This window comes from Azospirillum brasilense (genome assembly GCF_008365405.1).
In the GTDB taxonomy this organism is placed as follows: Bacteria; Pseudomonadota; Alphaproteobacteria; order Azospirillales; family Azospirillaceae; genus Azospirillum; species Azospirillum brasilense_D.
This window is the reverse complement of record NZ_QOKV01000034.1, coordinates 1-12509: the sequence shown is the minus strand read 5'-3', so window position 1 is coordinate 12509 and position 12509 is coordinate 1. Positions and strand designations below refer to the sequence as shown.

General features: G+C 65.8%; 9 protein-coding genes and 1 pseudogene. 5 read left to right on the top strand and 5 right to left on the bottom strand.

The features are described from left to right. The first annotated feature begins 36 nt into the window (after positions 1–36). From DS837_RS29410 to DS837_RS29390, 5 genes are all read left to right on the top strand, one after another. Positions 37–1119 carry a lysylphosphatidylglycerol synthase transmembrane domain-containing protein gene (locus tag DS837_RS29410; protein WP_170296041.1) on the top strand — a complete coding sequence of 361 codons (1083 nt, stop codon included), beginning with the start codon at positions 37–39 and terminating at the stop codon, positions 1117–1119. A gap of 82 nt (positions 1120–1201) precedes the next feature. Beyond that, the gene (locus tag DS837_RS29405) at positions 1202–3085 is read left to right on the top strand and encodes a hypothetical protein (RefSeq protein WP_149167987.1); all 1884 of its coding nucleotides are present in this window, start codon (positions 1202–1204) and stop codon (positions 3083–3085) included. A gap of 254 nt (positions 3086–3339) precedes the next feature. Next, complete coding sequence (locus DS837_RS29400; RefSeq protein ID WP_149167986.1) at positions 3340–4377, top strand: glycosyltransferase family 2 protein; 1038 nt, start codon at positions 3340–3342, stop codon at positions 4375–4377. Continuing rightward, positions 4374–5807, top strand: coding sequence for an FAD-binding oxidoreductase (locus tag DS837_RS29395; protein WP_149167985.1), 1434 nt, complete (start codon positions 4374–4376; stop codon positions 5805–5807). Before DS837_RS29400 ends, DS837_RS29395 begins: the two co-directional genes overlap by 4 nt. Further along, a complete protein-coding gene (locus DS837_RS29390; protein WP_149167984.1) occupies positions 5804–6541 on the top strand; it encodes an SDR family NAD(P)-dependent oxidoreductase in 738 nt (245 codons plus the stop codon). Before DS837_RS29395 ends, DS837_RS29390 begins: the two co-directional genes overlap by 4 nt. A 30-nt stretch (positions 6542–6571) precedes the next feature. Here DS837_RS29390 and DS837_RS29385 read toward each other — a convergent pair whose 3' ends face one another. The 5 genes and pseudogenes from DS837_RS29385 to DS837_RS29365 form a co-directional block, all read right to left on the bottom strand. Then, positions 6572–9001, bottom strand: a complete 2430-nt coding sequence (locus tag DS837_RS29385) for a hypothetical protein (protein WP_149167983.1) — start codon at positions 8999–9001, stop codon at positions 6572–6574. 27 nt (positions 9002–9028) lie between these two features. Then, entirely contained in the window at positions 9029–10135 is a 1107-nt protein-coding gene (locus DS837_RS29380; RefSeq protein ID WP_247890193.1) for a glycosyltransferase family 4 protein, read from the bottom strand. Positions 10136–10329: 194 nt separating this feature from the next. After that, positions 10330–11268 (bottom strand): replication protein RepA, encoded by a 939-nt coding sequence (locus tag DS837_RS29375; RefSeq protein ID WP_149168007.1) that lies wholly within the window; start codon positions 11266–11268, stop codon positions 10330–10332. Between the two features lie 120 nt (positions 11269–11388). Continuing rightward, positions 11389–12087 carry a hypothetical protein gene (locus DS837_RS29370; RefSeq protein ID WP_170296040.1) on the bottom strand — a complete coding sequence of 233 codons (699 nt, stop codon included), beginning with the start codon at positions 12085–12087 and terminating at the stop codon, positions 11389–11391. Between the two features lie 302 nt (positions 12088–12389). After that, positions 12390–12509, bottom strand: a pseudogene (locus DS837_RS29365) (IS5/IS1182 family transposase); the annotation flags it as partial.

Below are 12509 nucleotides of genomic sequence, written 5' to 3'. Positions count from 1 at the left end.
ACCCGGGCAGTGCGGAATCTGTGTGGAGTGACGGACATGACTGAGGCGCCCGATCATCGGCCCGGCGGGAGTTCCACTGTGGACGGCGAAACCATGGGCGGGGCGCCGGATGCACCGTCGGCGAGCCGCCCGCTACAGCGCGCGTTCGTGGCGTTGAAGGTCGCCGTCACCGCCGGGATTCTGTTCGTGGTGGCCAAGCAGGTCGATCTGGCGGCCCTGGGCAAAAGCTTTGCGTCGGTCGATCCGGGGCTGCTGGCGGTCGCCATGCTCCATCTGCTTCTGATCCCGGTCCTGGGCGGCGTCCGTTGGAAATTGATCTTGGAGGCCATGGGACAGCGTTTCAGAGTCGGCGCGCTCACCCGCGTCTTCTGGGTGGGCATGCTGTTCAACCAAATCCTGCCATCCTCGTCCGGTGGCGACGCCGTGCGCGTCTGGATGATCTGGCGGGCCGGGAGCAACCTGGGCACCGCGGTGAACAGCACGCTTCTGGAGCGTGGGTCGATGGTCCTCACGCTGGTGGCCATGGCCGTGGCCGTCCAGCCGCTCTTCGTCCAGCGCGTCGATCTCGGCGGGGCCCAATGGATCATGCCGGGCCTTTTGGCGGCCGGCCTGCTTGGCCTTGCCCTGCTGGTCCCGGCAACCCGGCTTCTGGTGCGCTTCCGCGTCTCCCGCCCGGCCCAAGTCCTGCTCGGCATGGCCAACGACGCACGGCGGGTCTTCCTGTCGCGACGCGTCCTGCCCCTGCTTGCCACCTGCCTGCTGACCCACCTGAACCTGTCGGTGGCGGCCTGGTGGATCGGCCAGTCCCTGGGGCTGCCGCTGGCCTTTGTGGATTATCTGGTCTTCATACCCATCATCACCATCCTGACCATTCTCCCCATCTCCATCGGCGGCTGGGGCGTGCGCGAGGGCCTGACCGTCGCGCTGCTCGCCACGGTCGACGTGCCGGAGCACGACGCTCTCGCCTTTTCGGTCCTGTTTGGCCTCTCCATGGCTGCGTCCAGCCTGCCGGGGTTGATTCTCTGGTGGCGCAAGCCGGAAAAGGTCGGCACGGGAAATTTTCGGAACCACAGAGAGGAGCATGACAATCTGACCCTCGCGTCCAATTCGACGGGCTGATCTTCCCTGGCAGGGTTGTTCTGGAAACAGCTTGCTATCGACGACAGGCCGAAGAAAAACATTTCCCTGAGGAGTTTTATTAATGACGAATGTCTTTCGGAAAGCCTTTAATTTTGCCTTGATCATTGGCATTCTTCTTCCAGCAATATTCATCATATTCGCCATCCAATACAGCGCAATCACCTTCCCATTCTGGGATCACGTTGAGCTTATCCGATTCATTAATAAATACGCCGATGGCACCCTGACTTTTTTTGATCTTGTCTCGCCTCATAACCAGACAAGGCCATTGACCTACCGGTCGATCTACATCGTAAATGCAATACTAACGAATTGGGATATTCGATCGGAATATATTTTCGTATATGCTTCTCTTCTGGCAAACTGGGTTATTCATATTCTCTTTCTGTGGAGAATCCTTGATCGGAAGATCGACACTCATTTCCTGGTTTCTTCTCTGATTGTCAGCATCATTCTCTTCTCGCCGGTGGGCCACAACAATCACTGGTGGTCCATGATGCTGCAGCTGGATCTGACCAACGTCTTGATTGCCTTGGCGCTCTTTGCCGTGGCGCTGCGGCCGCAGGCGTGGTCCGCCCATGCGGTCGCCGCGGTTTCGGCGTGGCTCGCGGCCTACACCCTGACCAACGGCATCTTCGCCTTCATCGTGATCATCGTTGCGCTCAAGCTGACCGACCGGCCCTTCTACAGCCCGAAGATCAGCCGGTTCCTGGCGTTCTGGATCGTGAACACGATCGTTCTGTCCATCTTGTATTTCCCGGGAATTCCCGTTTCGGAGGGGATTCCGCACCCAAAGCTGATCGACCTCATCCATTTCACCCTGGCGTATCTGGGCAACCCGATCGGATCTCTGCTGTGGTACCCATTCGCCAAGCAGTTCGACGTTCCGGCGTCCACGACGTTGAACACGACGCTGGGCGTCGGGTTGGTTGTGGCGGCGTTGGTGTCGGCACGGATGGCCTGGGACGGTCTTCGGCAGCGCCGCGCGGACGCCCTTGTCCTGTTTCTGTTCGTCGGCCTTGCGGTCATCTCGGCCCTGGCCACCGCGTGGGGCCGCGCCGCGTTCGACGCGGCCGGCGTTTCCAACGCCAACTCGAGCCGCTACAGCATCTTCGCCGCGTATCTGCCTTTGGGGCTGCTCCTGTACCACACGGCACGGTTCCGGACTGACGCCCACCCCGGCGCCCACCCCGGCGCCCATCCCGTCGACGGACCGCGGCGGGGCTTCGCGCTGGGCGCCCTGGCGGTCTTCGTCGCGGCCTCCGCGGTCAGCTACGCAAGGGCCGTTCCGATTTACAAGGACTCACGGGAACTCAACCGCCTGCTGTCGGAAGCCTACGCCCTCGACAACTTCGGGAGCGAGTACAACTGGGTGATCTACCCGGTCCCGGCAATGGTCCTGAAAACGAAGATGGACCTGCTGCTCCGCGGCCTGGGGCCCTACCGCTACAGCCACGGGGAGAGCGTCCATCTGACCACCCCTACCACCGAGACGCTGCGCGCGGCGCCCGGCCGGACGGTGACTCAGAGTTTCGCGCTGGACACCACCGGGCTTCAGGCTCTGCGCATCGCGACCTCGGCCGGCGCGCCGCTGCCGGACGGCCAAGCCTTGGACTGGACGCTGCTTGCACGGACGGACGGTGGACGGGAGGAAATCGGAAAGGGCCGGATCGTTGTCCAGAATGGGCTGCCGGTCATCGTTCCCCTGAAACGGATGCCGTCCTGCCGGCCCTATGCGTCCCAAACCCCGGCCGCCTGCCGCAGCGCCCTGGAACTCGTGCTCCGCACCGACATGCCCGAAGGGGCCATGAAGGGCGAGATCCCCTTCGCGCTTCACCAGTCCCCAGACGCTGCCGCGATGCCCGCGGCGACGCTCGACGGCACGGCGCTTCCGTCCGGCGCCGTGCTCGGCATCGATGCGATTTACGCGCGGTCACGGACCTGATCAGGCTGCCGGTCGAACCGGCCCCGAACGGGTCCGGGCACGGCAGGGAATGCCGTCCTTCAACCGACCCTCACCCGACGAGGCTGGCGGGAACGGCGCGCTTGCCTTCTTCGGCTTGTTCGGTCTATCCATGGCTGAATTCGGCCTTTTGGGCCCTCTGTCTTGGAACACGCGAGCCTGGTCGGCGGTGCATGGTTTGAGCATTACGTGGAAGAGCCCCAGGCATTGAAGCCGGTCTCCGGTACGGTCCGCTGATGATCAGCCAACCCACATTCCTGTGCGTCGCCTCACCTGAAAACCAGTTCCATAGAAGGCTGCCGATGAAACGGCTTACGATCATGGTGCCGGTCTACAATGAACAGGACGTCATTCCCCTGTTTTATTCGAGAATTCGGCGGGTCATTGAGACACTCTCTCACCATTATCATGTCGACTTGCTTTTTTTGAACAACGCATCGACCGACGGCACGTTGGACAAGATCGCCTCCGTCAGGGAGGATTTCGCGAATACCTACGTGATTTCCCTCAGCCGGAACGTCGGATACCAGCGTTCCCTGGAATGCGGGCTGCGCAACGCGAAGGGGGACCTGTTCGTCTTCATCGACGTGGACTGCGAGGATCCGCCTGAAATGATCCTCCAGTTCATCGAGAAGCACGAACAGGGCTACGACATCGTCTTCGGCGAACGGGTGGACCGGGAGGAACCGGAAACCATCAAGGCCGCGCGCAAGGCTTTCTACCGCATCCTGCAGAAGGTCGCCGACGAGGACATCATCCTCGACATGGCGGAATTCTCCCTCTTCACGGCGGAGGTGCGCGACGCCCTGGTGCAGGAGAACACCTCCTTCCCCTTCGTCCGCTCTTCGATCAGCCGCGTCGGCTTCCGGCGCACGGCCATTCCCTTCAAGCGCGACAAGCGGATTGCCGGGGAAACCCATTACAACCTGTTGGGCATGACGGTCTTTGCGGTCGCCGGGATCCTGTCGGCGTCCACCCTGCCGTTGCGTCTGCCGCTCTACACGCTTCCCTTCATGCTTGTGGGGCTGGTCGTCTTCGGGGCGCTATACGTGGTCACTGCCTCGCCCTGGTTCGCTCTAGCCGCCGCGGTCCTGGCGATCGGGCACATGGCGACCAGCGTGGCCTTCATCGCCCTCTACGTCGGCCGCACCTACAAGAACGGCCTGATGCGCCCGAACGCGTTCATCGACCGGCGCAGCAGCATGCTGCAACCCGATCCCGTCCCCCAGGACAAGACTCCAACGCCCCCCCTCATCGCCCCGGCGCTGCCGTGAGCGGCCTCGCCCCGGTGCCCCCGGTGCCGTTCAGCGCCCCCCGATCCGACGATACCGGTTTCGGCGCCAGAGTCGGAGCCGCCTGGCCGGACGCACCCCAAGCCGCCGTCGAACTGGCCAGCTTCGACGGCGGCTTGCGGGCCACGGCCTCGCTCCAGCGACCGGACCGTTACAGCTTCTTCCAACCCTCGAGCGCCTCGCCGCGGCCAGCCATCCCCCGGGGCAGCGGCCTATCCTACGCCGCCGCCAGCTTCGGCGCCGGTTCGACCTCCATCACACTGGACCGCTTCGACCGCGTCCTCGACTTCGACGGCGCGCAGGGCATCGTCGAGGTGGAGGCCGGAATCACGCTGCTGGCGCTCTTCCGCTTCCTGGCCGGGCGCGGCTATCACCTGCCGGTGCAGCCGGGGCATGGCCGGATCAGCGTGGGCGGCTGCATCGGCGCCGACGTGCACGGCAAGAACCACGCCCGCGACGGGACCTTCATCTCCCAGGTGGAAAGCCTGCGCCTCTTCCATCCCAGGCATGGGATCGTGGAACTGAGCCCCTCCCGCGAACCGGAGCTGTTCCGCGCGACCTGCGGCGGCTACGGACTCACCGGCGTCATCGTCAGCGCGCGCCTGCGTGCGAAGCCGTTGCCCGGGATGGTCGCGCGCATGACGGCCCACACCATCGCCGATGCCGCGGCCGCGGCCGCGCTTCTCGGCACGCTGGCCTGGGAAAGCGACGGCGTCTATTCCTGGCATGACTGCGCCGCTCCGGGGCGCGGGTTTGGTCGGGGCCATGTCGTCTCGGTGGCGTTCACGAACGACGCTCCGCCGGCCGGCGACGTCCGCCCCGTCCAACCAGCCGCCCTGTCCGCGTCATGGCGCAGCGTGCTTCCCGTCGGGCTCCTGACACCTGTGACGACCCGGCTGATGACGGCAGCCTACGGCGCCTTACAGCGGCGCGCGGCAACCCCCCGCGCGATCGACGTCGAGCGGTGCTTCTTCCCGCTGCACGGCAGCGAGGCCTATTTCCGCCTGTTCGGGCGCGCCGGCTTCCACGAAAGCCAGGTCATCGTCCCGATGGAACGGTTTGCCGACTACATCGAGGGGGTGCGCCGGGCGTCAGCCCACGCCCGCATTCCCATCGCGCTCGCCTCGGGAAAGCTGTTCGCCGGGGAGTCCGACCTGCTGCGCTTCAGCGGCACCGGGCTGTGCTTCGCCATCAACCTGCCGCGACGCCGGGGATCGGCCGGGATGATGGAGCGCCTCGACGAGCTGACCCTCGAACTGGGCGGCCGCCCGAACATCATCAAGGACTCCCGCCTGCCGCGCGCGGTGGTCGAAGCGACCTATCCGGGCTACGACCGCTTCAAGGCGATCCTGCGGCACTGGGATCCCGACCGGACGTTCCGGTCCGAACTGTCGGAAAGGCTCGGGCTATGACGACGCTCATCGTGGGGGCCTCGGCGGGGCTGGGGCGCGCCCTCGGCCGGGCCTTGGCGCGGCACGGCCACAGCCGCCTGATCCTGGTCGCCCGGGACCCCCGGGATCTGGACGCCGAGGCGGCCCACCTCCGCCACGTCCACGGCTGCGACGTCCGCACGGTCACCGCCGACGCGACGGACTTGGCGGCGCTGGTCGCGGGAATCCGCTCCGCGGTCCCTCCGGACGCCCCGGTCCGACATATCCTGTTTCCCATCGGAGCGTCGCGAAGCGACGACGACGGGCGCATCCCTCCAAAGGCCTTGCAGGGGCTGGTCACCACCAACCTGACCGCGGTCATGGCCACGGTCCAGAGTTTGCTGCCCGACCTGCTTGCCGCCGAAAGCGCCGACGTCGTCGGGTTCGGCTCCATCGCCGCCATCCGCGGACGCGGGGCGAACATGGCCTACGCCGCGGCGAAACGTGGTCTGGAAAGCTACTTCGAGAGCCTGCGCCACAAGACGGCGCGCAGCGGGGTGCATATACAGTTCTACCGCCTGGGCTACCTGGACACCCAGCAGGCGTTCGGAAAGAAGCTCCTTTTCCCCGTCGCCTCGCCGGACGCCATCGCCGAGCGCGTCGTCGGCAACCTGGGCCGCGACCTGGGCACCGTCACCCTGCCGGCCTTCTGGCGCCTTGTCGGTCTTCTGGTCCGCGCCCTCCCGTGGGCCTTCTACAAGCGGACGGCCTTCTGAAGCCACGGCCCGTTTCCCTTCCGGCGCCTCCTACGGCCCGTCCATGGTGAACGCGACGCTCGAGACGTAGGTGTGGTCGTAGCTTGGGTCGCCGTGCGGCCCTGGGCTGAACGCGATGCGGACGTCCCGGACCTCACGGCCAGGCCACACGAGCCTGAGCGCCTGCTCCGAGCAATCGGCCGGCCGGTTCGCGGGATCGAGGACGTGTCTTTGCGAAAAGACCAGATCCCCGGATGGCCCCAGGCCGGACACCGTGAGTTCCGCCCCGTCAGACGCCCCACCGAGTGGGGCGCAGCGGAGCCCATAGGACAGCGTCATGCCGCGGGCCTGCGGCGGCACCGGAAGCCGTGCCGCGCACGGGGCGTGCAGGATCGAAACCGATTTTGCGAGTTCCGGATCCGTCTCGATCGACGGAGGGAACAGGCAGCTTTCCACGTTGGCCCGCAAGTCGGCGAGCAGGATGCCGGTGGCGAGGCGATCGGGAAGGCTGCGGCCCGCCCCGTCGACGGACAACTCGAAAAGATCGAGGCCGACCTCGGGAGACCAGAACCAGTCCGTGCCGGGCTCGGTCCTGATCCGAAGCGACGTCACGACGTTGGCCGGATTCACCGGGCTGGCGACGGTGGCCTGCATCAGGCGCGCGAAGGACGGCGTATCGGCGACCAGGGGAGAGAGCAGGAAGCCGGCTTCGCCCAGCGCCGGAACGATCTGGTATTCCCGCTTGCCGCCATTGGCCAGCGTCTCCTCCAGGAAGGCGTGGGGTGCCTTGTAGACCGCCTTGACGATGCGCCCGATCGGGGAAGGGGCGATGTGCAACCGCGCCCACAGGAGCTTCGGCCCGGCGTCCAGACGGATGTCCTCTCCCCACCGGATCCGCCGCGTCGGCAGCGGAACGAAGCGGTGCGAAATCGCATGTTCCAACCTCCCGAGGACGAGGAACTCGTCGGTCGCGTTGACGATGCCGTAGCGGGTGAGCAGTTCCGGCCAGGAGAGGCCATCCGCCGTCGCCGGATGCCGGTTGTCGACCGCCCGGCTCGGGTTCAGGATCTGGAAGAGAACGACCTGCGGCGGGTCGTCCCGCAGGTGATCGGCATTCCGCTCAACCAGCCTAGCCGTGTGCGCGTTCAGCGACAGATAGGCGGGGCGCGGGGCATAGCGAAGCCGGGGATCGGCGATGACCACGGCGGTGTGCTGGGGGTAGATGTCCGCCGTTCCCTGTACGTCCACATCCACCGGGATGTTCCGACGAATGCCCGCCATCAGCGCATCCCACGGATCGGGGCCGGAGAAGAGGCGCCCGTCGATGGCCGAAACGGCCGCGGTGACCTTCCGGCCCAGGCCGTTCTTCAGTTCGGCCATGATGCTGAAGCTGGACCAAACGCCGATCAGCAGGGCGAAGAGACCGACGGTCACCAGCGGAAGAGCGGCCGCCGGCCACCACAGGTGGGCGGCCCCCCCCGTCCGCCAAGTCGCCATCGCGACGAGGAACCACACGGCGACGAGGACCTCGCCGACGGCTTGCTCCATCTGATTGCCGCCGATGGCGTGCTGCCAAGCCACGCCCGCGGCAAGGACGCACACCGCGGAAACCGCAACCGCCGCGGACCGGTTCTGCAGCCGTGCTGCAATGCTGAAAGCCGTGGCCACGAAACCGAGCAGCGCGCCGGCCAGCACCGCCACCACTAGGGGCGGGTACGGTGTGAAGAAGCCCTTCGCCATGGCGTCGGCATAGCCGCCGGACAGGTCCATGCAGGCGAGGACCCAACTGGGCAGGTTCGCCAGACGCTGTCCCGCCGCAACCCACGCCGCGGCGGTCGTGGCCACCCATATGGCAAAGAGCAACGGCAGGCGGCGGGCCGCAAGGTCGAGGCACAACAGGATGATCTGGACGCACAGGCCGAGGACGAAGAAGTTGAACTTGATCAGTCCGATCCAAGATGATGCCATCACCGCCAGGACGACGAGTGCGACGCCGCTTCCCGTCTCCCGCGGATCACGGCGCACAATGCCGACGATCCCGACGAAAAACGTGGGGAAAAGCCAGAAAGCCTGATCGAGCCCGGCGATCCAGAAGGCGGACAGGACGAGCAGCCCGGCGGCCAGAACCGTTTGGGTGCTGCGGGACGCGGCGTTCCGGACGATCAAGGTCGCCGCGATGTGCGCCGCGATCAGGGCAAACGCCGCCCGCAGGAGCAGCACGACCGTATGGAGGTCCTGCGGAACGACAGCGGTGGCGAGAATACCCCATGGCCCATAGGTGAAAACCACGTCTGGCCCGTACTGCGCTCCGGATTTGAACAGCTCCGGAAGCGCGATGATGAACGCAGCATCAACCGACAGCACATCGATCGATGAAATTTCCTTGTGAAAGGGCTCCCACGGCACGAACAGGAAGAGCGCAAGAAAATAGGCCAGGACGAACGGAGCGCCGCACCACAACCGGAGGGAAAGACGGTTCATTCGCACATCCAGATCACGTTGCTCCACTCACACCGTTCCGTGGCCGCTGGTGGCGTCCCGCAAGGCCGCAGCCAGCTGCGGCGCGGTGACGGACAGCGCGTAGCATTCCTCCACCAGCCGCCGGCCGGCCGCCCCCATGCCGGCGCGCAGGTCAGGGTCGGCGGCCAGCCGGCCGAGGGCGTCGGTCCAGGCGTCCTCGCCTTCGGCCAGGAAGCCGTTCACCCCATGCTGCACCAGGCTGGTGTTGACGCCGACCGGCGAGGCGACGACCGGCCGGCCGGCCGCCATATACTGGATGAGCTTATAGCCGCACTTGCCGCGTTCCCACGGGCTGTCCGGCAGGGGCATGATGCCGATGTCGACGTGGCCCAGCTCCTCGGTCTCACTCTCCTCGCGCCATGGCACGCAGGTCGCCGGCACCGGCAGGATCGGGGACAGGGCAGCCTCGGACGCTCCGATGACCCGCAGCCGCACCGCCGTCCCGAGCCGGGCGAGCGCCCCACCGACCATGCCGAGGTAGCGCGCCGTGGACGGCGAGCCGATCCACCCCACGGTGGCCGGGCTGTTTGCGGCGTTTCCGGATCCACCGGGGAAAGGAAGCAGCGGGTAGCGCGCAGGATCCACCACCGTCGGCAGCAGGCGGACGTCCGGACAACCGGCGCCGCGCGCCCAGTCGGCCAGATAGGGGTTGCCGGCCAGCAGGATCCGCGCGTTGCGGGCGAGCGTTGCGAACTTGCCGCCGAGCAGAGCCCGCACCGGTGCCAGCCGATGCCCGGCGTAGCGTTCGAACCAGGCGTCGTCGATGTCCATGACGTAGGGAACGCGGCCAAGCCCCGCGACGGCTTCGGCCGTGAAGGGCAGCCAGGGCAGGGCTTCCTTCTCCAGCCAGACCAGGTCGTGGGACCGCGACGCCCGCAGCGCCGCGATGCGCTGGGCGTAGGCGGCGGCGATCCGGCGCCGGTCGGCCGGTCCCCCGCCGTAGAGCCTGCGCAGGTAATCGTCGTCGAGCAGCGGGGCTTCGGTCACCCGGAAACCCGCGTCGCGCAAGGCCGGCAGGTAGGCGAGAAAGCGCAGCCGGCTGCTTGCCCCCAAACGGCCGTAGCGGGTCAGCATCAGGACCGAGGGACCAGTCACCGGGAGCGATCCCGGTGCCGTCCGTTCCGTTGGACGCGGCGTTTGGCCGTCATGGGAATCGGGTGGAATTTCAGTTGGGGAGGGTGGCGGGACCGGCGGAGGTGGTGGCCGGTTTGGGCGGCTGGTCTGGAATGTTGTCGCGACCGGGCGGGGGGAGCGCTTGGAGTCTTGTCGCGTCCCCCCGAGGGTCGGCGTCAGCGCATGAGCTGCGTCATCTTGCGCTCCGGGATCGGTGGCGGCGAGGGGTGCAAAAGGAGGCCGTGCTCCTCTACGTCCACCCGCGCGTCTGGGTAGACGGCAAGCGCCAGTTGCAGAGCCTCGATGAAGCGCTTCCGGAAATCGCGCAGCCGGGCGTAGCCGGCCCCGAACTGCTCGAACACCGCCGGCCAGGTGATGGTCGTCGACTTGCTCAGGCTGTGCAGCCGGTAGGCCAGCCAGATGTAGATGTCGATGCTCGTGCTGTTGTTCTGGATGTGCCGCAGCGCCGGTTCCCAAATGGGCACCGGATGAGCCTTCAGTTCGCGGAAGAAGGCCTCGGAGAGCAGGACGCGGTCTTCCCACAGCGTGCCTTGCGGGGAATTGTGCTCCGACGAGAAATGGATGCCGCCCTTGACGATCGAGTCCTTCTCGAAGCCCAGGCTGTTGGCGTCCTCCCAGGCGAAGGTCAGGTTGCAGGCGGCGATGCGCGAGGCCTGTTCGCGGATGTCGCGGTAGGTCTGGCCCCCCACAGACAGGCCCATGCGGTCGAGCCAGTCGTGCATGCTGCGGCCCAGCTCGACTTCGCGGCTGTCGGTCTGAAGGGCGCGGGTTTGCAGATAAAGCAGGATCATTCGCGCGCGGCTTCCATAAGGAACGCCGTAGAGCTTGAAGCCGCCGCCGCGGACCGGCAGTCGACCGGGCTCGATCAGCAGACGAATCCGGTGGCCTCGCCTTTCCCAAGGCTGATCATCCGGCAGACGGCGATGCGGAAGAGCGGTCAAGGCAAAGCCTGAATAGGTAATGCCAAGCTCTTGCCGTTCTTCCTCCAAGACCGCCGCAGCGATGTCGATCAGCGAGCGCTGCTCCGGATCGGTCTGGAGTGCTTTCGCCTGCTCGCGACCCACCTGACTGATCAGGCGATGCAACTGGCCCATAGCGCGCTGTTCTCGCCGTTTGTTCCAGGTCAACTTAGGTTTCGATCCATAACACGGCAGGTTGACGGCGGCAATTTGGAATCTTGTCGCGCAGACTATTTGTAAGGTTACTAGATTCACCTATTTGTTTGAGCGACAAGACTCCAGTAGAGAATCGCGAGTCGCGCGACAAGAGTCCAGGAATCCCGCGACAACACTCCAGGGGATAACTCGTTCCACTTGTGGAAGCTTGGGATGACGCGACAAAACTCCAGATTTAGCCTTGCGAATCGCGGGTTTGCGGCGACTCGGGCGGTCCGGCGATTCGCTGCGCGACTCGCCGGGGCGGGAAACGGGCCGGAAAGCGGCCTTGCCGGGCCGAATATTCCGCGGGGGTGGCTTCGCCGGACTGGGGAGACGGGGTCGGGAGCGCGACAAGACTCCAACCGTTGGTGATTGCATTCTCAGGCGCGTCATGGCCCGGCCCGCCGCGTATTTCAGTTTCCCGATGACCGACGTGAACACGGGGTTCACTGCGTGCAGATCAACACCATCGCGTTTGCAGCGCGCCTCCAGCGCCTTGTAGAACGCCTTGTAGGCGAAGATGGACAAGCGACGGGCGTGCTTGCGCCCGTACTCCTTCAGTGCGGCCTTCTTGCGGCTGAAGTCCAGCTTTTCCACGGCCAGGCCCGCGCCGTGCTGAGTGGCCAGTGCACAGAGGCCGCGCACCGCGTCCCCGGTTTTCGCCGCTGCCACGCCTTCCTCCGTTCCCGCTTCGGGGAATGGCAGGCGCACCCGCGAGATGGGGTTGCCAAAGTGGTCGCTGACCACCACGGCCAAGTGATCGACGTTCAGATCGACGCCGACGCACGCGGCCCGCAGGTCGGTGACGGGCGTGGTCGGTCCTCGCCGAATGTGGCGTGGGCATGCCAGCGGTCCTGCTCGTCACGGAACAGTAGCCAAGTCAACGCGACACCACGCTCCACCACCGCTGCCATCAAAACGATCATGTCATGGACGTTACGGTCCAGCGCCAGACGGCCAGCGTGCTGATCCCGAGCTCCGCAGCCCATTCCGAAAGCTTCATCGCCCGTTCCATGATGGACTCATTACCGAGCGTTTCATGAACAACCTTAGAGCGCCTAACAGAACCATTTCTGGACGAAGCGCCAGCAGATGAGGCTGGCAGCGATGTGGTGAAAGGCGGTGAAGATGTCGGCGCGCCGCTCGTAACGGACGGCGAGGCGGCGGAAGCGGGCGAA

Bases quoted from the DNA above. Each gene is read 5' to 3' on its own strand.
- DS837_RS29400 (WP_149167986.1), top strand. From the start codon at position 3,340: ATGATCAGCCAACCCACATTCCTGTGCGTCGCCTCACCTGAAAACCAG.
- DS837_RS29390 (WP_149167984.1), top strand. From the start codon at position 5,804: ATGACGACGCTCATCGTGGGGGCCTCGGCGGGGCTGGGGCGCGCCCTC.
- DS837_RS29385 (WP_149167983.1), bottom strand. From the start codon at position 9,001: ATGAACCGTCTTTCCCTCCGGTTGTGGTGCGGCGCTCCGTTCGTCCTG.
- DS837_RS29405 (WP_149167987.1), top strand. From the start codon at position 1,202: ATGACGAATGTCTTTCGGAAAGCCTTTAATTTTGCCTTGATCATTGGC.
- DS837_RS29410 (WP_170296041.1), top strand. From the start codon at position 37: ATGACTGAGGCGCCCGATCATCGGCCCGGCGGGAGTTCCACTGTGGAC.
- DS837_RS29375 (WP_149168007.1), bottom strand. From the start codon at position 11,268: ATGGGCCAGTTGCATCGCCTGATCAGTCAGGTGGGTCGCGAGCAGGCG.